At 65.8% G+C, this 24,378-nt stretch carries 16 protein-coding genes; 8 read left to right on the top strand and 8 right to left on the bottom strand.

What is annotated here, in order from left to right; translation table 11 throughout:
* The first annotated feature begins 10 nt into the window (after nt 1-10).
* Complete coding sequence (locus tag ACFPO9_RS14140) at nt 11-1,060, top strand: hypothetical protein (RefSeq protein WP_379771755.1); 1,050 nt, start codon at nt 11-13, stop codon at nt 1,058-1,060.
* A gap of 18 nt (nt 1,061-1,078) precedes the next feature.
* Nucleotides 1,079-1,378 carry a hypothetical protein gene (locus ACFPO9_RS14135; RefSeq protein WP_379771753.1) on the top strand — a complete coding sequence of 100 codons (300 nt, stop codon included), beginning with the start codon at nt 1,079-1,081 and terminating at the stop codon, nt 1,376-1,378.
* Nucleotides 1,379-1,501: 123 nt separating this feature from the next.
* Here ACFPO9_RS14135 and ACFPO9_RS14130 read toward each other — a convergent pair whose 3' ends face one another.
* The 4 genes from ACFPO9_RS14130 to ACFPO9_RS14115 form a co-directional block, all read right to left on the bottom strand.
* The gene (locus ACFPO9_RS14130) at nt 1,502-3,412 is read right to left on the bottom strand and encodes a tetratricopeptide repeat-containing diguanylate cyclase (RefSeq protein ID WP_379771752.1); all 1,911 of its coding nucleotides are present in this window, start codon (nt 3,410-3,412) and stop codon (nt 1,502-1,504) included.
* Between the two features lie 337 nt (nt 3,413-3,749).
* Entirely contained in the window at nt 3,750-5,546 is a 1,797-nt protein-coding gene (locus ACFPO9_RS14125; protein ID WP_379771751.1) for an ABC transporter ATP-binding protein, read from the bottom strand.
* Nucleotides 5,536-7,287 carry an ABC transporter ATP-binding protein gene (locus ACFPO9_RS14120; RefSeq protein ID WP_379771750.1) on the bottom strand — a complete coding sequence of 584 codons (1,752 nt, stop codon included), beginning with the start codon at nt 7,285-7,287 and terminating at the stop codon, nt 5,536-5,538. Before ACFPO9_RS14120 ends, ACFPO9_RS14125 begins: the two co-directional genes overlap by 11 nt.
* A 100-nt stretch (nt 7,288-7,387) precedes the next feature.
* Nucleotides 7,388-8,170 carry a phasin family protein gene (locus ACFPO9_RS14115; protein ID WP_379771748.1) on the bottom strand — a complete coding sequence of 261 codons (783 nt, stop codon included), beginning with the start codon at nt 8,168-8,170 and terminating at the stop codon, nt 7,388-7,390.
* Between the two features lie 176 nt (nt 8,171-8,346).
* Between ACFPO9_RS14115 and ACFPO9_RS14110 the strand changes: the two genes are divergently transcribed.
* The 3 genes from ACFPO9_RS14110 to ACFPO9_RS14100 all read left to right on the top strand — a co-directional run bounded on the left by ACFPO9_RS14110 (nt 8,347) and on the right by ACFPO9_RS14100 (nt 10,890).
* Nucleotides 8,347-9,627: an amidohydrolase family protein gene (locus ACFPO9_RS14110; protein ID WP_379771746.1), complete on the top strand. Its 1,281-nt coding sequence runs from the start codon at nt 8,347-8,349 to the stop codon at nt 9,625-9,627.
* 204 nt (nt 9,628-9,831) lie between these two features.
* Nucleotides 9,832-10,362, top strand: a complete 531-nt coding sequence (locus ACFPO9_RS14105; RefSeq protein WP_379771745.1) for a GNAT family N-acetyltransferase — start codon at nt 9,832-9,834, stop codon at nt 10,360-10,362.
* Nucleotides 10,363-10,368: 6 nt separating this feature from the next.
* Entirely contained in the window at nt 10,369-10,890 is a 522-nt protein-coding gene (locus tag ACFPO9_RS14100) for a GNAT family N-acetyltransferase (protein ID WP_379771743.1), read from the top strand.
* A 134-nt stretch (nt 10,891-11,024) separates the two neighbouring features.
* On the opposite strand, the gene ACFPO9_RS14095 is transcribed toward ACFPO9_RS14100, so the two are convergent.
* The 3 genes from ACFPO9_RS14095 to ACFPO9_RS14085 all read right to left on the bottom strand — a co-directional run bounded on the left by ACFPO9_RS14095 (nt 11,025) and on the right by ACFPO9_RS14085 (nt 16,993).
* Nucleotides 11,025-12,110 carry an alpha/beta hydrolase gene (locus ACFPO9_RS14095; protein WP_379771742.1) on the bottom strand — a complete coding sequence of 362 codons (1,086 nt, stop codon included), beginning with the start codon at nt 12,108-12,110 and terminating at the stop codon, nt 11,025-11,027.
* A 12-nt stretch (nt 12,111-12,122) separates the two neighbouring features.
* Complete coding sequence (locus ACFPO9_RS14090) at nt 12,123-15,044, bottom strand: esterase (protein WP_379771740.1); 2,922 nt, start codon at nt 15,042-15,044, stop codon at nt 12,123-12,125.
* An 80-nt stretch (nt 15,045-15,124) separates the two neighbouring features.
* On the bottom strand, nt 15,125-16,993 hold the full coding sequence (locus ACFPO9_RS14085; protein ID WP_379771739.1) for a glycoside hydrolase family 13 protein: 1,869 nt from the start codon (nt 16,991-16,993) through the stop codon (nt 15,125-15,127).
* A gap of 528 nt (nt 16,994-17,521) precedes the next feature.
* Between ACFPO9_RS14085 and ACFPO9_RS14080 the strand changes: the two genes are divergently transcribed.
* Both ACFPO9_RS14080 and ACFPO9_RS14075 read left to right on the top strand, forming a co-directional pair.
* Nucleotides 17,522-20,287, top strand: coding sequence for a TonB-dependent receptor (locus ACFPO9_RS14080; protein ID WP_379771738.1), 2,766 nt, complete (start codon nt 17,522-17,524; stop codon nt 20,285-20,287).
* A gap of 98 nt (nt 20,288-20,385) precedes the next feature.
* Nucleotides 20,386-21,912, top strand: a complete 1,527-nt coding sequence (locus ACFPO9_RS14075) for a tryptophan halogenase family protein (RefSeq protein WP_379771737.1) — start codon at nt 20,386-20,388, stop codon at nt 21,910-21,912.
* Here ACFPO9_RS14075 and ACFPO9_RS14070 read toward each other — a convergent pair.
* A complete protein-coding gene (locus ACFPO9_RS14070) occupies nt 21,863-22,282 on the bottom strand; it encodes a (R)-mandelonitrile lyase (RefSeq protein ID WP_379771736.1) in 420 nt (139 codons plus the stop codon). The two genes, ACFPO9_RS14075 and ACFPO9_RS14070, sit on opposite strands and share 50 nt — an antisense overlap.
* A 239-nt stretch (nt 22,283-22,521) precedes the next feature.
* Between ACFPO9_RS14070 and ACFPO9_RS14065 the strand changes: the two genes are divergently transcribed.
* On the top strand, nt 22,522-24,339 hold the full coding sequence (locus ACFPO9_RS14065) for a DEAD/DEAH box helicase (protein ID WP_379771735.1): 1,818 nt from the start codon (nt 22,522-22,524) through the stop codon (nt 24,337-24,339).
* Nucleotides 24,340-24,378 lie beyond the last annotated feature (39 nt).

The following is a 24,378-nucleotide window of genomic DNA, read 5'->3' as shown; positions in this document are numbered from 1 at the left end:
AAGGAACAACGTGCACGACCAGGCAATCTACCGCTGCATCAACGAGGCTTGCGGCCGGCCCGCGCCGCGGCCCGTGCATTACTGTCCATGGTGCGGGACAGCGCAGGCGCGCGCCGGTGCGCAGGGCGTGGCGGCCGGCGCCGACGTGAGGGCGTCGCCGGCGTCGGCAAGCGCCGGCGCCGCATCGCCGCCGCTTGAGACGCCGCGTCCGAATGCCGCACCGCCATCCACGTCCCCCACCCCGAGCGCGAACGAATTCGGCCGCACCGCCAAGCCCGGCGCAAGCAGCCCGCCGCCACCGCCACCGCCACCGCCACCGCCGCCACGCCAGGAAGTCCCGCGCCCGCCGCTGGCCGCGCATCCGCCCAGGCGCACGCCGATCCGCCTGCGCTGGTGGATTCTGGCCCTGGTCGCGCTGTGGGGCCTGTGGCTGCTGGCCAAGCCCTCGACGAAGAAGATCGACCGCCAGATCGACGCCGCGATCGCGCTGGCGCGCGAATGCAAGGGCAGCGAAGCCCAGGCCGACCTGATCGCGCTGCGCAAGTCGCGCGCCACGCCGGAACAGCTGCAGCGCCTGCAGCAGGCGCTCAACGACGAAGCCGCGAAGTGCACCAGGCGCCGCCAGCGCGGCAAGGCCTGGAGCGAGGCCGGCAACGCGGTCGAGGCGGCGCTGGCGGCGGCCAGCTGGGACAAGGCGAGAACCCGCCTGCAGGCCTTCACCAAGCGCTGGGGCGAGGACGAGGACACGGCCGCGATGAAGGAAAGGATCGAGGCCGCGCGCCGCGAGGATGAGACGCACCGCGCCCACCCGCTGGCGGTGCCGCGCAACGCGGTCGGTGCCTCGGGCGGCGGTGCGACCGGCTCCGGCGGCGGCCGGTCCGCGCAGGAAACGGCCCAGTCCGCGTACAACCTGATCCAGAGCGCAGAACGCGATCTGGCAAACGGCAACTACGCCGCCGCGGCCGACAAGATGACGCTGTGCCTGACCATGGTCGATGCCGGCAACCGCGAGTGCCGTGCGCTGAAGACCCAGGCCGAGCAGCAGGCAAAGTTCCAGTAACCGGAGAGGGGGTGCATCATGAATCGTGTATCGGCTATCGCTTTATTGTCCGCCGCCTTGCTGGCCGGCTGCAACCAGTCGCCCGCCGACGGCATGGGCCCGGCCCAGAAAGCCGGCAAGGTCGTCGACGAGGCCGGCGCCAAGGTGCAGACGGCGGTCCAGGACCAGGTGGTCAAGGCCGACGCCGCCGCCGAGCGGGCGCGGGAGAAGGCGAAGGAAGCGGCGGCCGAGGCCAGGACCAACCTGGACCGGGCGACTGCGAAAGTGGGGGAGAAGGTGGAGCAGGCGGGCGAGAAGATGCAGGAGGCGGCGCGTTAGCCTGGAAGCTGTCGTTGCCCCAACCGTCTCGTCGTTCCCGCGAAGGCGGGAACCCAAGTTCTGCATGCGCTAACGAAACGCAAACAAACTTGGATTCCCGCCTGCGCGGGGACCACGTGAGGCTTAGGAAACCGCTCTTAGCTCCTGCCAGTTCCCCTGCACGACAGACAGCTCCACGCTGCCAGCCCGCCACGCGGCCTCGATATCCTGCTCGATCTGCTCCATGCTCATGCCGGTATCGCCCGCAAACCCCTGCACGCCATAAGCGCGGTTGCGACCGTGGCCCTTGGCCAGGTAGAGCGCCATGTCGACCAGGTTGACGGCGCGTTCCCATGACATCGACTTGCCGCCCGGCGCCAGCGGGAAGGGCGCGAAGCCGATCGAGACGTTCACCGACAGCTTGGCGCCCTGGTAGTCGATGCTGCGGGCCGGGATGCCGCTCAGCAGGCGGCGCGCGACGTCGTCCAGGCTGCTGCGCGGCACCGCCGGCAGGAAGGCCAGGAATTCCTCGCCGCCCCAACGCACGATCATGTCGGTCTCGCGCAGGATCTCGCGCAGGGCCTCGGAGATTTCACGCAGCACCGCGTCGCCGGCGCCGTGGCCGTAGGTGTCGTTGATGTGCTTGAAATGGTCGACGTCCAGCAGGTAGAGCGCGCTGACCATCTCCTCGCTGGCGTTCGCATCCTTGCCGGCGCCGCGCTGCGCGATCTCCTGGTGGCCACGCATGAATTCCTGGAAGTGGCGGCGGTTGTACAGGGCGGTCAGCGGATCGCGCGCGCTCTGCTGCTTCAGCTCCTGGTTCTTTTCCTCGAGCTGGGCATTCGCCTGGCGCACTTTGCGGTACAGGAAGTAGACGATCACGGCGGACAGCGCGAACACCAGCGCCAGCAGCCACCAGACGCGCTGCTGCAGGCGGCGGTTGTCGATCTCGGTGCTCTTGACCTGGTTTTCCTGGCGCAGCAGCTCGATCTGGCGCTGGCGCTTGTCGGCTTCGTATTTTTCCTGCAGCTCCACCATCGCCTTCTGGCGGCGCTTTTCGAACAGCTCGTTCGACAGCGTGCGCTCGCGGTGGTAGGCCTGCACCGCGCCCGCCATGTCGCCTGCACGTTCGAGCGCGTCGCCGTACTCGGTCAGGGCCGACTGGAGATCCGGCATGTGGCCGGATTTTTCGAACCAGACCATGCCTTCTTCGATCGACTTCTTGCCTTCCGCCAGGCGCCCCATCGCCAGGTAGGCCTGGCCGATGTTGAGGCGCGCGGTGGCCATGGTCGATTCGTTCTTGATGCGGCGCGACTGCTCCAGCGCCTGCTGGGCGGATGCCAGGGCGTTCTTGTAATCGCGCTGCTTCAGGTAGAAGTCCGACAGGTTGACGTAAGTCGTGCCAATCATCGAGTCGGCATTGGCCCGGCGCGCCAGCTCGAGCGCCGCCTGCAGGGCATCGAGGCCGCGCTTGACATGGCCGGAATCGATCGACACGGCGTAATCGGTGGTCTTCAGGATGGCCAGGCGGCCCGGCGAATTCAGTTCCCCGGCCGCGCGGTAGGCCTCGTCCAGCACTTCGAACGCCTTGGCGTGCTCGCGCATCTGGTTGTACAGGTAGGCCAGTGAATTCAGGGCCATGACGGTATACAGCGGGCTACCGCTCTGGCGAGCCAGGGTAGCGGCGGCCTGCATTTTGCTCAGGGCAGTCGGGAAATTGCCGTCCTCCGCGTACGACTCGCCCGACGAGATGGTCGCGCGCAGGCGCAAATCGAGGTCCGGACTGGACGCGGCCAGCTTTTCGGCCTGCCACACCAATTGGTGCGCCTGGCCCATTTCGTTGATGGCGAACAAGGCATAGGCTTTCGCCAGCAAAGCCTTGGCGATTGCGTGCTGGTCCCCGCTCTCGCGCGCCATCGCCAGCGATTGCTCGCACAAGGGCAAGGCATGTTCGTTGTCGCCGACCCGGTAATGGGCGATGCAGGACAGACTGAGGAATTCCGCATGCTCCGCGCCCGAGGCCTTGCTTGCCGCCGGCGCGAGTTCGTCCAGCATGCTCAAGCCGCGTTGCGGGTTGATGCGGATCGTTTCCTGTATTCCCAGGAGGCGAGGCTCAAGGGGACCCGGATAAGCGGCAACGGTGCCTGACGCGCACAAAAGCGCGAACAGCAGCTTGAGGCTGCGCCGGTGATGCGTTCCGCGTTTCAGGCCTGCCAACATAGTTCCTCAGGGACGTGACGATTGCGTCCCACTCGGGACTCAACCAATCATTGTACGCCGGTTGCTACAAAGAAATACAAATTCTGCCCGATATATGCGAAAAAGATACAGAGGTATTCCTTTGTCTTATATGTTGTATATACAGACGCTATGCGATATGCATCAACATTGTTCAGGCGGCAAGCTGCTGCAGCAAATAAAGCCGCTGGTACAGCCCGCCTTCGATGCGCATCAGCTCTTCGTGGCTGCCGGCCTCGCTGATGCGGCCGTGGTTGAGCACCACGATGCGGTCGGCGTCGCGGATGGTCGACAGGCGGTGCGCGATCGCGATCACCGTCACCTTGCCGCGCAGCCCGACCACGGCCTGCTGCACGATCTGCTCGGTCGCGCTGTCGATGCGCGAGGTCGCTTCGTCCAGCAGCAGGATGCGCGGCTTGCCGGCCAGCGCGCGGGCGATGGCGATCAGCTGCTTCTGCCCGGACGACAGGCGCGAGCCGCCTTCGCCGAGCGGCGTGTCGTAGCCCTGTTCCAGCGCGGCGATGAAGTCGTGGGCGTGGGCCGCGCGCGCCGCCGTTTCGATCGCCTCGACGGAGAGACCGCGTCCCATGTCGATGTTCTCGCGCGCCGTCGCCGCCAGCAGGAAGGGATCCTGCGGCACCAGGCCGACCTCGTTGCGGAAGCGCTCGTTGGCGATGCCGGCCAGCGGCTCGCCGTGGATCTCGATACTGCCATGCTTGACGGGGTAGTAGCGCAGCAGCAGCGACAGCAGGGTCGACTTGCCGCTGCCGGTGTGGCCGACGATGCCGAAGAAGGCGCCCTGCGGAATCTCCAGCGACAGGTGGTGCAGCACGGTGACGCCGTCGACGTAGCCGAAGCTGAGGTCGCGCACCCGCACCGCCGGCGCGCCTTCGACCTGGTTCGCCGGCGTATCGGCAGGGCGGCCGCCGCTGCCGCTGCGCAGGCCGTGGTCGGGCGCGCTGGTTTCATCCAGCAGGTGCGCCACGCGCGCGGTCGCGACCACCGCCTGCTGCAGGCCGCTGAACTGCATCGTGATCTGGATCAGCGGCTCGACCACCCGCGCGATATAGCTGATGAAGGCGTACAGCACCCCGACCTCGACCGCGCCCATGCTTTGGCGGCCGAAGCTGAAGATCACCACCGCCAGCAGGATCACGTTGAGGAAGTCGAGCGCGGGACGCAGCAGGAAGGCGTTCGCGCGCAGCTCGGCCACGCGCGCCGTGTAGTGCTGGTCGTTGGTGGCGGCGAAGCGCTGGCCGAAGCGGTGCTCGGCATTGTTCGCCTGCAGCACGCTCATGCCGCCGATCGATTCCGCCATCTGCGCATTGATGTCGCTGCGCAGCGCGCGTGCGCGCGTGACCGCCGGCGCGGAGAGGCGCTGGTAGAGCCAGATGATGCCCAGCACCGCCGGCAGCAGGCCCAGCACGATCAGCATCAGGCGCCAGTCCAGCCAGGCCATCGCGATCGAGGTCCCGACCAGCACGATGGTGGAATCGAGGATCACGAACAGCACCTGGATGTACAGGGTTTTGACGGCCTCGGTGTCGTTGGTGACGCGGCTCACCAGCTGGCCGGTGATGGCGCGGTCGAAAAAGGCCATCGGCAGGCGCAGCACGTGGCCGTAGACCCACTCGCGCAGCCGCTGCACCGAGCGCATCGCCAGGCCGGACAGGCGCACCAGCTGCAGGAAGCGCAGCCAGGACGCGGCCCAGCCGGTCAGCAGCACGCCGGCCAGCAGCCAGCCCATGCGGGTCCAGTCGAGATGATGCGTCAGCAGGTGCTCGTCGATCAGCTTCTTGCCGAGCAGCGGGCCGACGACTTCGAGGCCGGCGGCCAGGATCAGCCAGCCGGTGGCCCAGCCCAGGTGGGCGCGGTCCGGGTGCGCGGCGCGGCGCAGCAGGCCGGCCGCCTGCCTGGCCTGGGCCGGCGTCGTTTTTTCTTTAGACTGCATCGAGGCTGGCCTCCAGTTGTTGATAGCGCCATTGGCTGGCGTACCAGCCGTCCAGCGCCAGCAGATCCTCATGGCTGCCCGATTCGGCGATGCGCCCATCCTTCAGCACGATGATCAGATCGGCCTTGACCACGGCCGACAGGCGATGGCTGGCGATCACCGCGGACAGCTCGGGGCGGTTTGCGCGTAGTTCGTCGAGGTGCTCGAGGATGCGGGTCTCGGTGCCGGTATCGACCGCCGATAAAGCGTCGTCGAGCAGCAGCAGCGGGCTTTGCGCCAGCAGCGAGCGCGCGATCGCCACGCGCTGGCGCTGGCCGCCGGACAGGGTGATGCCCTTTTCGCCGACCGGGGTGTCGTAGCCGTTCGGGAAGCGCAGGATGTCGTCGTGGATGTCGGCCATGCGCGCCGCGTGCTCGATCTCCTGGCGCGAGGCGCCGGGCTTGGCGAGGGCGATGTTTTCGGCGATCGAGGCCGAGAACAGGAAGGATTCCTGCGGCACCCAGCTGATCCCGGCGCGCAGCGTCGCCAGGGTGTACTCGTCGAGCGCGTGGCCGCCCCAGCTGACGCGCCCGTGCTGGGGTTCGGCCTGGCGCAGCAGCACCCGCAGCAGGGTCGACTTGCCGGCCCCGGTGGGCCCGACCAGGCCCAGGGTCTGGCCGGGTTCGAGGCGCAGCGATACCTGCTTCAGGGCGGGGATCTCCTGGCCGGTGTAGGCGAAGCTCAGGTCCTGCAGCACCAGCGGTCCGCGCTGCAGCCGGGCTACGGTGCCATGGTCGTCGATGGTGAGCGGCGCCTCCAGCAGCGGCTCCAGGCGCGCCAGCGCTGCGCGTCCGCGTTCGATCAGGGACAGCACCCAGCCGGCCGCGAACATCGGCCAGATCAGCTGTCCGAGGTACATCGTGAAGCTGGTCAGCGAACCGATGGTGAGCTGGCTGTTCCACACCAGGTAGCCGCCCAGGCCGAGCGTGAGGCCGGTGGCGGCGGTCAGGGTCAGGCCGACCGCCGGCTCGTAGGCCGCTTCCCATTTTTGCGCGGTCAGGCTGGCGTCGGCGGCGCGTGCGGCCAGCTCGCCGAACTGCTTCGCGCTGCGCTGCTCCAGACCGAGGGCGCGCAGGGTGCGCACGCCGGACAGGGTTTCCTGCACGTGGTCGTTCAGCGCGGAGAAGCGCTTCAGCGAATCGCTGGACGCGGTGTGGATGTGGCTGGAGATGCGCCAGAAGGCCAGCGCCATCAGCGGGAAGGGCAGCAGGGCGATCAGGGTCAGGCGCCAGTCGACGCCGAGGAACATGATGCCGAGGACCATGACCAGGGTCAGGGTGCCGTCGAAGCCGGCCAGCATGGCTTCGCCGGCGGCCTGCTCGATGGCGTCGATGTCGTTGGTGGCGAGCGCCATCAGGTCGCCGGTGCGCTGGCGCTGGTAGAAGGCCGGGCCCTGGGCCGACAGTCGCGCGTACAGCCGGGTGCGCAGTTCGACCCCGAGGCGGTAGGCGGCGGAATACAGGCGCAGGCGCCAGGCCACGCGCAGCACGTAGATGGCCAGGCCGAGGCCCAGCAGCTGCAGCAACTGGAAAGTGAGGTCCTGGCCCTGCAGGCGGTGCGCCGCCAGGGCGTCGATGGTGGCGCCGACCTTGCGCGGCACCAGCACCGAGCACAGGGCGACGCCGAACAGCATCACCGCCGACGACGCGTACGAACGCCAATGCCGGCGCACGAAGCCGCCGATCAGCCTAGCCAAACCCATTGCGTGTCCTGTTCTTCGATCGTGTTGCGAGGACCGCTAATGTACTATTTTTGCCAGGCGCCTGCAGACCGGCTGTGCTTTGAAGGTGCGTTCGCTTCGCTCACTTCCGGCGCGAAGAGCGCGATGTCTTCGGCGGCGGCGCGATGAACGGCGCGATGTTTTCCGGCGGCGTCACCGGCGGCAGTTCGACCTGGCCTTCCGCGGCTTCCAGCGGCACGGTGGAGGCGACCGGGTGCCCGGCGCTCGCGGGCTTCGGCGACAGCTCGTGCAGGGCCTTGGCCAGCGCGGTCGGTTCGGCGGGCGGCGTTTCGTCGGCAATGGCGGTTTCCACGGCGGCTTCGAATTCCGCGATCCTGGCGTCAGCCTGCGCCTCGGCTGCCTGGACAGCTTCGGCGCGCGCCATGGTGCCGGCTTCGATCGCGGCTTCCGCATGCGCGGCGCCGATATCCACGGCCGCGGCGGCGATCTCGCTGCCGATCGTGGCGGCGGCGTCGGTGGCGATCGAAGCCTGTTCGATCACCTGGGCGTAGCTGGTCGGGACGTTGGCGGTGGGCGCGGGCGCAGCCAGCAGCGGGATCGATGCCGGCAGCGTGGGCACGCCGGCGGCGAGGCCGGCCAGTTCGCGGCCATACGAGAACAGGGCCTGCCACTGTCCCTGTGCGGCGGAGCCGAGCGAGAACAGGTCGCGCGGGTCGCGCACCTCGAGCAGCTGCTTGAAAGCGCCGGCGGCCTGCTCGACGGAGGCGCGCGAGGTGCGCACGTTCAGCGCGGCCAGCTGGCTGGCGCTGTCGAGTGCGCGGGTGGTGAAGGAACGGAAGAAATCGAGCTGGGCTTCGAACTGCGCCTGGCGGACGGCGGACAACTGGTCGGAAAATTGAGTCATCGGTATCCCTTTATATTCAGTTATGACGCACTGCAATAAGATCTAGTGTAAAGGCGTTCACTAGTGTTGGGAAGCGGTATTTGTGTTGTTTTTGCAAGGAAATATTGCGATGCAGTATGAATTATTAATTTGCATCATTCGCTGTACAATCGATCATCCTCATCAGGAGAATGTGCATGGATATCGTCATCCGCAACGCCTCCCTGGCCGATGGCCGCCACGGGATCGACATCGCCATCGAGGGTGAGCGCATCGCCGCGGTCGGCCCGCAATTGCCGCAGCGCGGCGTGCGCGAGATCGACGCCGGCGGCGACTTGGCCAGCCCGCCTTTCGTCGACGCCCACTTCCACATGGACGCCACCCTGAGCTACGGCCTGCCGCGCGTGAACGAATCAGGAACCCTGCTGGAAGGGATCGCGCTGTGGGGCGAGCTGAAACCGCAACTGGCCCAGGAAGCGCTGATCGAGCGCGCGCTGCAGTACTGCGACTGGGCGGTGGCGCGCGGCCTGCTGGCGATCCGCACCCACGTCGACATCTGCGACGACCGGCTGCTGGCGGTCGAAGCCCTGCTCGAGGTGAAGCGCCGCGTGGCTTCGTACATCGACCTGCAGCTGGTGGCCTTCCCGCAGGACGGCCTGCTGCGCAGTCCCACGGCCTTCGACAACCTGAAGCGCGCCATCGCCATGGGCGTGGACGTGGTGGGCGGCATCCCGCACTTCGAGCGCACCATGGCGCAAGGCGCGGAATCGGTGGGCCTGCTGTGCGAATTCGCGGCGGAGAAGGGGCTGATGGTCGACATGCATTGCGACGAGACCGACGACCCGCTGTCGCGCCACATCGAGACCCTGGCCTGCGAGACCCAGCGCCTGGGGATGCAGGGCAGGGTGGCCGGCTCGCACCTGACTTCGATGCACTCGATGGACAACTACTATGTCAGCAAGCTGATTCCGCTGATTGCCGAAGCGGGCGTCGCGGCCATCGCCAACCCGCTCATCAACATCACCTTGCAGGGCCGCCACGACAGCTATCCGAAGCGGCGCGGCATGACCCGGGTGCCGGAGCTGCTGGCGGCCGGGGTGCCGGTCGCCTTCGGCCACGACTGCGTGATGGACCCCTGGTACGGGCTCGGTTCGGGCGACATGCTGGAGGTGGCCCACATGGGCCTGCACGTGGCCCAGATGACGGGCCAGGCCGCGATGCGCCAGTGCTTCCTGGCGGTGACGGAAACGCCGGCGCGCATCCTCGGCCTGCGGGGCTATGGCATCCAGGCGGGCGCCAACGCCGACCTGGTGCTGCTCGACGCCGGCGGCCCGGTCGAAGCGATCCGCCTGCGCGCCGCGCGCCGCCTGGTGCTGCGGCGCGGCAAAGTGCTGAGCGAGGCGCCGCCGGCGCGCGCGTCGCTGAACCTGCCAGGCAGGCCGCAGAGCGTCGATTTCAGGTTGACCCGCAAAGAGTAGGAACGTTTTGCGAAGTCCTGCCTATACAAGTCAAGACAGGAGAAAATACGTAAACATGGCGGACAAGCATGCTAGAAATTCGGGAAAAGTTGCTTACCGTAACTCAATTTCTATGTGTAAATTCGGTTACATTTTTCTCTAGCCGCGCAGCCAGTTCCCGGTTTAGAATCTTGCGCTTTCGTTACACATCCAGCGGGCTCAGCAGTGAGAGACATCCAGATTCGACCAGCGCGCGACGCCGACTTCCACGCCATGTGGACCATCTTCCAGGCCCATGTCGCCACAGGTGAAACCGTCGCCCATGGCGGCGCGACCAGCCGCGAGGACAGCCATGATTACTGGTTCGCGCCGAGTGCGACAACCTTCGTGGCGGCCAAGGGAGGCGAACGGATACTCGGGATGTACAAGCTGCAGCCGAACCACTTCGGACGCGGCAACCACGTCGCCAACGCCTCCTACATGGTGAGCCCGAACGCCCAGGGCGTGGGGGTGGGCCGCATGCTGGGGCAACACAGCATCGAGGAAGCGCGCCGCCAGCGCTACCTGGCCATGCAGTTCAACTACGTGGTCAGCACCAACAGTCCGGCGATCACCCTCTGGAAGCGGCTGGGTTTTTCGATCGTCGGCACCCTGCCCAAGGCCTACCGGCACCGCCGCCTGGGTTATGTCGACGCCTATGTGATGTACAAATTACTGGAAGACCCGGCGCGCTGGGAGCTTCCCGAGGAAGACTGACAATCGATGGAGATCGTCCGCACCGAACGCCTGCGCCTGCGCACCGCCACGCCAGACGACACCGTGTTCTATCACGCGCTGGTCAACGACCCCGCCTTCATCGAACATATCGGCGACCGCGGCATCCGCACGCTGGACGACGCCCGGCAGGCCTTGCTGGCCGGTCCTGTCGCGATGCAGGAAGAGCGCGGACATTCGCTGTATGTGGTGGAATTGAGCGAGGGCGGGTTCCCGGACGGGCACGTGCCGATCGGCATGTGCGGCCTGATCAAGCGCGACACGCTGGACGAGATCGACATCGGCTACGCCTACCTGCCGGACTGGCGCGGCCAGGGCTATGCCTACGAGGCGGCGAGGGCGGTGCTTGCGTATGCGCCGACCATCGGTATCCGCAAGCTGGTGGCGATCGTCTCGCCCAACAACCAGGCGTCGAACGGGCTGCTGCGCAAGCTGGGGATGGCGTTTGTCGAGTTCAGGCATCTGGTGCCTGGGGATGCGGGCAGCAATTTGTACAGCATCGAGTTCTGACGTCGTTCCCGCGCCTCCACCGTCGTTCCCGCGAAGGCGGGAACCCAAGTTCGGCGTGCACCACTAGCGCTTGATTGTAGCGGTATGCGTGCAAACTTGGGTCCCCGCCTGCGCGGGGACGACGGTGCTGGCCCTTACTGCTTCGTACTCCCCCAGGGGAAAAACCAGGTCAGCGGCTTTTCCACCCGCGCCGCCCATGAAGCCTCGTTGTGGCGCCCGCCGTCGGCCTTGAAGAACATCAGGTCCTCGTTCTCGCGATAGCCCTTGGCGCGCATGGCTTCCAGCATCTTCGTGGTGTCATCGAGCCCATCGTCGACGGTGCCGGCGTCGAGGTAGAACTTGACCGGCAGGCGCGCCGGCACTTTGGCGATCAGGGCGCCCTTGTTCCACCAGAAGGAGCTGGACACGCCGCCCGCCTTCGAGAAGGTCTCCGGATAGCGCTGCGCGATCGCCACCGAGGCGATGCCGCCCAGGGACGAGCCCATGATCGCGGTGTTCTCCTTGCCCGGCAGCGTGCGGTAAGTGCGGTCGACGTAGGGCTTGACCGTGTCGACGATGAAGGCGCCGTAGGCATCGAGCTTGCCGCCGCCGTATTTCGGGTCGCAGCAGGGCGTGTATTCGGGGATGCGGTCGGGGGTGTTGTCGATGCCGACCACGATCACTTCCTCGGCCGTGCCCATCGCGATCAGGCGGTTCATGGTCTCGTCGATGCCCCATTCGACGCCGAAGGCCGCGGTCTTCGCATCGAACAGGTTCTGGCCGTCGTGCATGTAGAGCACCGGGTAGCGCTTGGCCGGATTCTCGGCATAGCTGGGCGGCAGCCAGATGCGCAGCGCGCGCTTGTTGTTCAGTTGCGGCGATGCGAAGTCCTTCACGATCGCCAGCTTGCCGAAGGGCGCGCCGAAGAAGGGGTAGATGTCGACGGTGCTGCCCGGCGCCAGCCTGTAGGCGCCGCCGATCGAGACCTTGTCCTCGCCCAGCGTGGGCTTCATCTGCACCGCGCCCAGCTCGTCCGGCCAGGTATAGGTCCAGACATTCACCGGACCTTCGGGGCGCTGCGCCGGCACGCCTTTCGACCAGGTCATCGGCCCTTTGTCGCCGATGACGCGGATGTCTTCCTTGCCGGCCGGGTAGTGGATCCTGACCGTGGTGGCGCCGGCCTGCTGGGCCGTCAGCGCCAGCAGCATCGCCGCCGCGGCCGTGTACATGCGTCGTTTCATAGATTTCCCGTGTCAGCGCACGCGCAGCAGGCGCACGCCATAAATGTCGAAGCGGTTGGATGGTCCCTCGGCGCCGCCCGCCGCATTGAAGCTGCTGTTACTCTGCAGGTAGCTCATGTTATAGAAGTCGCTCATTTCGATCCGATACGCACGGCCTGCCTTCAGGCGGGCCGCCAGCGGCGTCGAATACACAAGCGGCGTATGCGCCTTCTCGATGCGCGCGTGCGGCAGCTGCACCACGCCCTGCGCGACGATGGCGCCCGACTCATCCTTCACCGCGAGCCATTTTACGCCACCGCTGATGCCCAGGTTCACCTGGTTGGCGCCGTTGTGGTAGCGGACCTGGACCGCATAGTCGCCGGCGGCGGGCGCCTTCACGTCGCGGACTTCGAAGCGGTCCTGCGGCCCGCCCCAGTTGGCCAGGTGCGGCTCGTCGAAGCGCGGCGAGGGGCCGGCCAGCGCGACGCTTGCGTTCACGCGCGGATCGGCCGCCGGGATCTCGACGCCGGTATCGAGGCAGCGCGGGCGGCTGTGGTGGCTGCGGTTGCCCGAGCCTTCGAATGCCGCTTCGACCGCGTAGCAGGCGGTGGCGGAGGCACGGCGGTCGGTCCAGGCGCCGGCCGGCAGCTTCGACGCCACCAGCTTGCCGTCGCGGTAGATGTTGTAGTGGAGCTTGCCGGTGTCCTTCGCTTCGATGCGCAAGGTCGCGTTGCCGCTTGCATCACGCTGCAAGCCGGCGATGACCGGCTCGTGCGGCCCGAACACGGCGGGCGTCTCGACGTAGGGATCGGCGTTCACGCGGCGGATGGCCTGTTCGCCGGCTTCCAGTTTGCCGAGCACGATCTCGATCTGGTTGTCGTCCGCCAGCTCGCTCCATTTGATATGGGCGCCGCCCGGCTTGCCGTTCAGGAGGATGCGCTCGACGGCATACACGCCATTGACGTCCTTCCCGGCCACCACGGGCAGGCGCAGCTTGATGTTCAGCGCGTGGCCTTGCAGGCGCAGGTTGTAGAGCGAGATCTCGTTGGCGGCCGCGAACACGCCGCCGCGCAGCTTGGCCGTGACGAAGGGGTCCAAGGCGATGCCCTCGTCGGTGGCCGAGACGCCGAACACGTTGCGCACCACCATGCCGATGTAGGCGCCGACGGACCATAGCTGGCGCTTCGAGTTGATGACCGGTCCGATCAGCTTCGGATGGGCTTCGTCCAGCAGCAGCGGCTGGCCGGACAGCCATTCCAGGTTCTCCATGTTCGACAAATTCAGCGCCGCGCCGCGCATCAGCGCATCGTAGGCGGCGTCGGCGACGGCCACGTTGCGGCCCGCCACGGCCGCGCGCAGGCCGTAGGCCGTCACGAAAGGCCACATGGCGCGGTTGTGGTAGACCGGCATGTCGAGCTGTTGCGGCCAGATGACCGGCGCGCCCATCGGGCCGTGCGGATAGCTGGCCAGGATACGCCGCGCGCGCTTGCCGTCGGCGATGCCGGTGACGATGGCCAGCGACTGCCCCAGCCAGTCGAACTTGTGCATGGGCGCGCCGTCGAAATGGGCGGCGGTGAGGCTGCTGTACATGCCGGCGTCCTCGAGCCACAGGCGGGCGTTGATCGCGCGTTTCAGCTCGCGCGCCCAGCTCTCGTAGCGTCGTGCGCGCGCGGCGTCCTTCCGTTCGCGCGCCAGCATCGCCGCCAGCGTGAGGGCTTTGTAGTGGCCGACGTTGGTCGACAGCGCTTTCGAACTCGCCATCGAGGCCAGGTCTTCCGGAATCCACGCCGCGTAGCTCTGGTCGCGCCAGTCGAGGAAGGATTCCTCGCCGGTGTACAGGCCGGTGGCCTGGTCGAAGGCGGCGATGCGGTCGTTCTCGATGGTATTCGATAAAGCCTTCAGCGCGGTGGCGGCGAAGGGGGCACGCTCGGACGGCGGCAGGGATTTCAGCACCTCCTCGGCGGCGAAGGCCCAGGTGATGCGGTCGGTGCTGACCGGCCAGCTGCCGCCGCTGCCGGTGTCCTGGGCGATCTGCAGGCCGTCCTTGGTTCCCGCGACTTGCGGCGCTTGCGTCACGCCATCGCGCCAGCCGGACAGTTTGAAGAGCAGCGAATTGCGTACCCGCTGCGGATCCAGCATGGCCAGGCCGAGGTCGGCCGCATAGGACAGGTCGCGGGTCCAGACGTAGTGCCACTTCTCGCCGGTCTCGAAGCAGTCGCAGGGAATGGCGTTGTTGCCGTTGTAGTTACCGTCGCGGATTTCCTTGACCGAGTCCAGGCGCATCTCATGGGCCGCCAGCGCGAACAGGGCGTCGAAGGCCAGGTCGCCGCTGCGGACCTGGGGCAGGCTCGCATCCTCTTTATAAGTGGTGTACTGCGGACCGGGGTCGCGCAGCTGCATGGTGGTCGAGTGCGCGTAGCTGCGCAGCGGCGCCTGCGGGTCGCGCACCGAGAAGCGCGCCGTTTCCTGCTTGCCGTCCCAGGTCGGGAAGCTCAGGGAGGCCGTCGCGCCCGCGCCCGCGTGCGGATCGACGGCGGGCTTGGCGTCCGGCGTCTCGACGCGGCTCACGCTCAGCACCGGCTTGCCTGGGTCGGACACGTCGACGCGGAAGCGGAAGGTGGCGGTCTGCTTCGTGAACAGATAGTCCTCGGGGCCGGCTTCAAGGGCCAGCGGATACGCCGTGCCCAGGCTGACGGCCACGCTGGCCGAAGGATTCGCGACCCACTCGGCGTTCCAGTCCTTGCTGCCGATCTTGAAGGCGTGGTTGCCGGGGCTGACCAGGATGTCGGTCTCGTAGACGCCCTTGCCTTTATAGGCGAGCTGGTTGTCGGTGCCCCAGCCGTTGAAGGCGCCGCGGACGTAGATGTCGTAGCGCAGGGGAGGGGCTTCGGCAGCGATGGCCGCGTGCGAGAACAGGGCGGCAGCGATGGCGATGGCGATGATAGTTGGCTTCATAGGTAGGGTGGGCACTCCGTGCCCACGCGGAAGTTAGCGTTGTGCGAGCGTTCGCGTGGGCACGGAGTGCCCACCCTACGTCAAATCTCGAGGATCAAGGTGGCCTTGGCCGGCAGGCGAATCTCATCCTTCAGCGAATAGGTTTTTCCAGTCAGGACATCGGTCCCCGACGAAACCCCCGACAGCATCTCGCGGAAGCGCCCGGCATCCAGCACCATCTCCTTGTCGTTGGCATTGAAAGCCACCATCACCTTCTTCTGGCCGTCGTAACGGAAGTAGACGTAGGTATTATGCTCCGGCCCGTAGTGCATCAGCTTCCCATGATGGATGACCGGGCTGTTCTTGCGCCAGTTGACCAGCTTTTTCACGAAGGCCTGCGCCTCGCGCTGGCGCGGCGTCAGGCCCGCACCCGTAAACGCATTGACCTTGTCGCCGGCCCAGCCGCCGGGGAAGTCGCGGCGGTAGCTGTTGTCGTCGCGCTCCTTGGTGGCGCTGGTCATCAGCAGTTCGTCGCCGGTGTAGAAGTGCGGGATGCGCGGCATCGTCATCACGAAGGCGATGTCCATCTTGTAGCGGTCGAAGTCTTCATTGACCACGCTGTAGATGCGCGCCATGTCGTGATTGGCCTCGAACAGCACCAGGCGGCTCGGATCCGGATACAGGTAGTCGAGCGACAGGGTCTCGTAGACCTCGCTGAAGATGTTCTTGCCCTCCTTGTCCGCCAGCGCCGTGCGCATTGCCTCGGTCAGCGGGAAGTCCATCATGCCCGGCATCGCGCTGACGTAGCCGTCGAAATTCACTTTGCCGCGCTGCCAGTGCGAGACCACCGCCGGCAGCTTGCTCCATTCCTCGCCCACCATGTTCAGCTGCGGGTACTCGGCCATCAGGCGCCTGGTGTATTCGGTCAGGAAGGCGCCGTCGGAGTAGCCGAAGGTGTCGATCCGCAGCCCGCTCAAGCCGGCGTACTCGATCCACCAGATGTTGTTCTGGATGAGGTAGTTGGCGACCAGGGGATTGGTCTGGTTCATGTCCGGCATGCCCGGGCTGAACCAGCCGGTGGTGAAGTTGTTGGCGTCTTCCTTCGATGCGTACGGGTCCTGCACGGCGGTGCGGTGGTGGTTCGTACCCACGAACTTGCCGGGATGGTTGATCCAGTCCGGGGTCGGCAGGTCCTTCATCCACCAGTGGTTCTTGCCGATGTGGGAGAGCACCACGTCCTGGATCAGGCCGATGCCGTGCTTCTTCGCCTCCCTGGACAGGCGCAGGTAATCCTCATTGCTGCCGTAGCGCGGGTCGATCCTGTAATGGTCGGTGGCGGCGTAGCCGTGGTAGGAGGCGCCCGGCATGTCGTTCTCGACCAGCGGCGTCGGCCACAGCTGGGTAAAGCCCAGGCCCTGGATGTAGTCGAGGTGGTCGATCATGCCCTGGATGTCGCCGCCGTGGCGGCCGTGACCCAGCTTGCGGTCCAGCTTGTCGGCCAGGCCGGCCACGCTGTCGTTGTTCGGATCGCCGTTGGCGAAGCGGTCCGGCATCAGCTGGTAGATCGCGTCCTGGGTATCGAAGCCCTTGCGCTGGGCGGAGCCGTTCTCGCGCGCCAGCAGGCGGTAGGTATAAGTGGCGCTGCGGGCGGCGTCCTTGCCGCGGAAATCGATGCGCACGTTCCCCGGCGCCGCCCTGGCGTCGACGACCAGGTCGACGAACATGTAGTTGCGGTTGGCGACCCGCGTCACCTGAGCGATGCGCACGCCCGGGTAGTCGAGCGCCGGCTCGAGCTCGGCGATCGCGGTCCCGTGCACCATCAGCTGCAGGCGCTGGTCGTGCATGCCCGCCCACCAGAAGGGCGGCTCGACGCGGTCGATGGCGGGCGCCTGGGCACGGACCGCGCCGGTGGCGAACAGGGCGGCGCCGATAAGAAGGCTGGACAGGGTGAGGCGGAAGGGGGCGGGCATGGAAAGCGTCTCCGTAAGTAGTGCAACTACATCGGCTGGCGGACAGAAGTGTCCTGAAAAATATGCCGGATTTGCATTGTTGCCCCGAGAATACTACAGCGAAGGACGAGCTTCAACGATAGTGACTAGTCTAAGCTCTAGTTTTGCTACAGCATTTCAGCAGCATACATATGCGCTACTGAGCACGTACCTTGACATAAACTGAAAATCTACTACGAAAATTCGCACCATGATGGTGCAAACGCAAGCATTGTTGGTGCAAAGTAAGCAATTTGTAGTACGACTACATCATCTGTATGCACGGTTTGTAGCTCGAATACAACGATATTCGCCTTCACTCTCAGAAAATCACGTAAAAATCCGAGATTCCTGTAGGCGAAGGCAAGTCCCGTTGACAGTGCATCTAGTTTTAGTACAGAATCCTTGGCAGAACGTCTAAGAAACGTTTGCTTCTTGGCTCCCGTAGTGATGGCTCTCCGGCTAGTGTTTTCGGGAAAAAACATAGATTTGTACGATTTGAGGGGACAAATGAACCTTATCAACAAGCGCACGGCGCGCACTGTGCCGGGCACCATCGCATTCAAGCTCAGCCCCGTCGCAGCAGGTTGCGCCGTTTTCATGGCGCTGACCAGCCACGCCGCACTCGCGCAGGAAACCAGCACCCAGGACGCAGCTGCGACCGGCGCCACCAATTCGGGCGTCGCGACCGTGACCGTGACCGGTATCCGCCGCGGCATCGAGGCAGCGATCTCCGTCAAAAAGAACAACGACTCGATCGTCGAGGCGATTTCGGCTGAAGACATCGGCAAGCTGCCGGACCAGTCGATCGCCGAGTCGATCGCCCGTCTGCCGGGCGTGACCGCCCAGCGCACCAACGGCCAGGCGGCCGTGATCTCGATCCGCGGCATGTCCCCGGACTTCTCGACCGGCCTGCTGAACGGCCGCGAGCAAGTCTCGACCGGCGATTCGCGCGGCGTCGAATTCGACCAGTACCCGTCCGAGCTGCTGTCGGGCGTGGTGATCTACAAGACCCCGGACGGCGCACTGGTCGGCCAGGGCCTGTCGGGCACCGTCGACCTGCAGACCGTGCGTCCGCTGGACTTCAACAAGCGCACCATCGCCCTGAACTACCGCCGCGACAAGACCGGCCTGGGCATGGATAACGACAAGGGCCACGGCAACCGCTTCACCTTCTCGTACATCGACCAGTTCGCGAACCGCCAGGTCGGCGTGGCCTTCGGCTTCGCGCGCCTGCAGGGCAAGAGCGGCGACACCACCCGCTTCGAATCCTGGGGCAACGGTACCGCCACCTACAACGGCGCGACCGTCAACGTGCCGTACAACGGCTTCAATGCCTGGACCGACGGCTACGACCAGTCGCGCAACGGCCTGATGGGCGTGATCCAGTACCGTCCGAGCAAGGACTTCACCTCCACCGTCGACCTGCTGTACACCCGCTACGACCGCAACAACCGCACCCGCGGCATCCAGATGCCGCTGAACGACGGCACCAACAATGCCTACGACCAGCCGGGCCAGCTGATCAACGCTACCCTGTCGGGCAACAACGTCACCGCTGGCGCCTTCAACAACGTGCGCGCCGTGCTGCGCAACGACGCCGTGTCGTGGCAGGACACCACCAAGTCGATCGGCTGGAACAACAAGCTGCGCGTCAACCAGGACTGGACCGCCAACCTCGATCTGTCGTTCAACTCGGCAGAGCGTAACGGCACCAACATCGAAACCTACGGCAGCTCGACCACCCTGGACACCGTCAAGTTCACCGCCGGCAGCCAGACTTTCGTGCCGGGCCTGAACTACGCCAACACCAATGTCGTCAAGCTGACCGACCCGCAGGGCTGGGGCGGCGCCGACATCCAGGCCGGCTACGTCAAGTTCCCGCACGTCTACGACAAGATCAACGCACAGCGCCTGGACTTCACGCGTGACCTGCCGGACGGTATGTTCTTCAGCAAGCTGACCGCCGGCGTGAACGTGTCGAGCCGTTCGAAGACCCGCGAGTACACCGAAGATCTGTTGTCGGTGAAGGGCAGCAGCAATCCCTTCGCCACCGAAGCCTTCCCGTCGGGTAGCGGTTCGGGCATGGCTGCCGGCACCGGCATCAATGTCGCTACCTTCGACCCGGTCGCCAACCTGTCTTCCCTGTACGACTTGAAGCAGAAGAAGCACCCGGATATCACGAACAAGGACTGGATCGTGAACGAGAAGGTGACGACCGCCTTCGCCAAGCTGGGTATCGACACCAACGTCGGCGCGCTGCCGGTGCGCGGTGCCCTGGGCCTGCAGATGGTCCACACCAAGCAGGATTCGACTGCCTACTCGGTCGACAAGACCGGCGTCAATGTGCCTGACTCCCAGCGTCCGACCACGCCGGTCACGGATGGCGCGAGCTACAACGACTTCCTGCCGAGCCTGAACCTGATCGGCGACCTGGGCAACCAGCAATCGCTGCGCTTCTCGCTGTCGAAGATCATGGCCCGTCCGACCTTGAACGACATGCGCGCCAGCGGCAACTTCGGCTTCGACGCGACCCGCGGCATCTACAGCGGCGGCGGCGGCAATCCGAAACTGGATCCGTTCCGCGCCAAGGGCATCGACCTGTCGTACGAGAAGTACTGGGACAGCAAGGCTTACGTGAGCGCCGCGGTGTTCTACAAGAAGCTGGATACCTACATCCTGAACGAAGCCCGCACGATCGACTACACCCCGTTCATCCTGCCGACCACCGTCAAGGCGCCGACCAACATCGGCGAACTGACGACGCCTGTCAACGGCCACGGCGGCAATATCAAGGGTATCGAACTGGCAGCATCGATGCCGCTGAACGTGTTCAGCCGTTACCTGGATGGTTTCGGTGTGGTGGCCAATGCATCGCAGACCGCCAGCGCAGTCACCCTGCCTGATACGGCCGAAGGCGGTTCGGGCTCCATGGGCCTGCCGGGCCTGTCGCGCCGCGTCGCCAGCCTGACCCTGTACTACGAAAAGGCCGGCTTCTCGGCACGTGCGGCGGAGCGCTATCGTTCGGACTTCATCGGTGACATCACCACCAACACCGGCGACCGCCAGCTCACCTACATCAACGGCGAGAAGATCCTGGACCTGCAGTTCGGCTACGAAATCCAGAGCGGCCCGATGAAAGGCCTGTCCTTCCTGCTCGAGATGAACAACGTGAACGACGCGCACTTCAAGCGTTATCGCAAGACCAAGGATAACGTCATCGAAGACACCCGCTACGGCCGTACCGTGCTGTTCGGCCTGAACTACAAGCTGTAATCCAGTTGTCGGCGCAAGCCGGTACCTGAAAAAGACCCCCTGTACGGTTTGACCGGCCAGGGGGTTTTTCATATCCTGTACAGACAATGAAAAACGAGATGACCTCCACCACCCCCATCAGGAACATCGTGATCGTCGGCGGCGGCACTGCCGGCTGGATGGCCGCGGCCTCGCTGTCGCGCCTCCTGCAGAACCGCTACACGATCCGCCTGGTCGAATCCGACGAGATCTCCACCGTCGGCGTCGGCGAATCGACGATCCCGATGATCCGCCTGTTCAACACCGCCCTCGGCATCAACGAGGACGAATTCGTGCGCGAGACCAAGGCCACGTTCAAGCTCGGCATCGAGTTCCAGGACTGGGGCAAGCTGGGCGAGCGCTACATGCACGGCTTCGGCACCTTCGGCCAGCCGCTGTGGACCCTCGAATTCTTCCAGTACTGGCTGCGCGCCTGGCAGCTCGGCAAGGCGCCGGACGTCGAGCGCTACTCGCTCAACCGCATGGCCGCGAACGCCGGCAAATTCATGCGTCCTTCGACCGACATGCCGAACTCGCCGCTGGCCGACATCCCCTACGCGTTCCACCTCGATGCGGGTTTGTACGCGCGCTACCTGCGCAAGTACGCCGAGAGCCACGGCGTTTTGCGCACCGAGGGCAAGGTGGTCGAGGTGCGCCAGCGCGCGGACGGTTTCATCGACTCGGTGGTGATGGAGAACGGCACGGTAGTCGCCGGCGACCTGTTCATCGACTGCTCGGGCTTCCGCGCGCTGCTGATCGAGCAGACCCTGAAGACCGGCTTCGAAGACTGGAGCCACTGGCTGCCCTGCGACCGCGCCTGGGCCGTGCCGTGCGAACTGAGTGGCGACCTGCTGCCCTACACCCGCGCCACCGCGCGCCCGGCCGGCTGGCAATGGCGCATCGGCCTGCAGCACCGTACCGGCAATGGCCATGTGTATGCGAGCCGCTTCATGAGCGACGACGAAGCGGCCTCCATCCTGATGAACAACCTGGACGGCAAGCCGCTGGCCGAGCCGAAGATGCTGCGCTTCATGCCGGGCAAGCGCAACAAGACCTGGAACAAGAACGTGGTCGCGGTCGGCCTGTCCTCGGGCTTCCTGGAGCCGCTGGAATCGACCTCGATCTTCCAGATACAGTCGGCGATCTCGCGCCTGGTCGGCTTCTTCCCGGATGCCGGCTTCCGCCAGGCCGACATCGACGAGTACAACCTGCAATCCGACTTCGAGACCGAAAGGATCCGCGACTTCATCATCCTGCACTACCACGCGACCGAGCGAAACGACACGCCGTTCTGGGATTACTGCCGCACGATGGCGATTCCGGAAACGCTGCGCCGCAAGCTGGACCTGTACAAGTCGAGCGGCCGCGTGGTCCGCGAGAACAACGAGCTGTTCGCGGAGATCGGCTGGCAGCAGGTGCTGCACGGGCAGGGCGTGCGCGCACAAGGCCACCACCCGCTGGCCGCGCTGCTGGATGAGAAGGAGCTGCTCGACTTCCTCGGCAATATCGAGAACGTGATCGGCAAGTGCGTCGACGTCATGCCGGCGCACAGGGACTTCATTGCTGCGGTCGTGGCGGCGGGCCAGCCAGGTACTGCTCGTCGCTGACCTTTTCCAGCCACACCACGTTCACGCCGTCCAGCGCTTCCTGGACTGCGATGTGGGTCATCGACGTCGTCGGCGAGGCCCCATGCCAGTGCTTGTGGCCGGGCGGGCACCAGACCACGTCGCCGGCCCGGATCTCGACGATGGCTTCGCCCTCGCACTGGGTCCAGCCGCAGCCGGCCGTGACGATCAGGGTCTGGCCCAGCGGATGCGTGTGCCAGGCCGAGCGTGCGCCCGGCTCGAAGGTGACGCTGGCGCAGGACACGCGCGAAGGTTCGGGCGCGCTGTTGAGCGGATCGATCCGCACGGTGCCGGTGAAGTACTGCTCCGGGCCTTTCATCGAGGGCTGCGAGCCGACGCGTTTGAGCTGCATGTCTATTCCTTTCGTTTTACCAAGGCCTTGCCACTATAGCCAGCAAGGACGCATGAGAATAGACGGCTTTTATTCAATGCCGCTATGAGGATATTTCATGAATCGCCATGGCGGATCGTATAGCGGGGCAGCGCGGCGGCGTGGTATTCCGGGTGCATCGGCAGCAAATAATCCGGGCTTCCAAGCCCGCGAAAGAGTAAACTGTAGGATTGCCTTGAATTTTTAAGAGAATTTCCTACATGCATGACACCCAGCTCCCGACGTTTGCCGACCTGAACCTTCCCGCACCGATCCTGAAAGCGCTGAAGGACGTCGGTTACGAGACGCCTTCGCCGATCCAGGCCGCCACCATTCCGCTGCTGATGGAAGGCCGCGACATCCTCGGGCAGGCCCAGACCGGCACCGGCAAGACCGCCGCCTTTGCGCTGCCGGTCCTGTCGCGCATCGACGTCAAGAACCCCGCCGTGCAGGCGCTGGTCCTGGCGCCCACGCGCGAGCTGGCGATCCAGGTGGCGGAGGCTTTCCAGAGCTACGCCGCGCACCTGAAGAATTTCCACGTGCTGCCGATCTACGGCGGCCAGGCCTACGGCCCGCAGCTGTCGGCACTGCGCCGCGGCGCCCAGGTCGTGGTCGGCACCCCGGGCCGCGTCATCGACCACCTCGACAAAGGCACGCTCGACCTGTCGCAGTTGCAAACGCTGGTGCTGGACGAGGCCGACGAGATGCTGCGCATGGGCTTCATCGACGACGTCGAGCGCATCCTTCAGGAGACCCCGGAAACGCGCCAGACCGCGCTGTTCTCGGCCACCATGCCGCCGGCGATCAGCCGCATCGCCAAGACCTACCTGCGTGAGCCGAAGGAAGTGACGGTGGCCGCCAAGACCACCACCGCCACCAACATCACCCAGCGTTACTGGCTGGTGGCCGGCCTGCAGAAGCTGGAAGCGCTGACCCGCATCCTGGAAGCCGAACCCTTCGACGGCATGATCATCTTCGCGCGCACCAAGCTGGGCACCGAAGAACTGGCATCGAAGCTGCAGGCGCGCGGCTTCGCGGCCGCCGCCATCAACGGCGACCTGGCGCAGCAGCAGCGCGAGCGCACCATCGAGCAGCTCAAGAATGGCAAGATCGACATCCTGGTCGCCACCGACGTCGCCGCGCGCGGCCTGGACGTCGAGCGCATCAGCCACGTGATCAACTACGACGTGCCGTCCGACCCGGAAAGCTACACCCACCGCATCGGCCGCACCGGCCGCGCGGGCCGCAGCGGCGAGGCGATCCTGTTCGTGACCCCGCGCGAGCGCGGCATGCTGAAGGCGATCGAGCGCGCCACCCGCCAGCCGGTCGCCCAACTGACCCTGCCGACCATCAAGGCCGTCAACGACGTGCGCATCGCCAAGTTCAAGGACCAGATCGGCGAAGCCCTGGCCGCCGGCGGCCTGGAGATGTTCCGCAATCTGATCGAAGAATATGAGCGCGACCACAACGTGCCGGCGATCGACATCGCCGCCGCCCTGGCCAAGCTGAATCGCGGCGACGAGCCGCTGCTGATCGAGAAGCCGGACCGCGAGCCGAAGCCGGAGTGGAAGGAACGCGAGCCGCGTCCGGAATGGCAGGAACGTCCGGCCCGCGCCGGCCGCGAGAGCTTTGGCCGCGACAGTGCCGGCGGTGACGAGCGCCCGGCGCGCCCGACCCGCGAAGGTTTCGCCCAGCCGCGCGAGAGCTTCAAGAAGGAGCGCGTGATGCGCGCGCCGGAGCCGGGCATGGCGACCTACCGCATCGAGGTCGGCCACGCCAACAGCGTCAAGCCGGGCAACATCGTCGGCGCCATCGCCAACGAAGGCGGCATCCCGTCCAAGGAAATCGGCCGCATCGAGATCTACGACGACTACTCGACCCTGGACATGCCGGCCGACCTGCCGCAGGACCTGCTGCAGCACCTGCAGAAGGTGTGGGTGGCGGGCCGCCAGCTGAACATCACGCGCGATGGCGAGGAGCCGATCAAGGCGGTGCCGAAGAAGAAGTTTGGCGAGAAGAAGCCGTACAAGAAGGGCTGACCAGTCCGTCGTTCCCGCTTTCGCGGGAACGACCTTGCT

The sequence above is a fragment of the Massilia aerilata genome, assembly GCF_042656905.1.
GTDB lineage: Bacteria > Pseudomonadota > Gammaproteobacteria > Burkholderiales > Burkholderiaceae_D > Telluria > Telluria aerilata.
The sequence above is the reverse complement of the archived record's forward strand: the minus strand, read 5'-3'. Positions and strand labels throughout refer to the sequence as shown.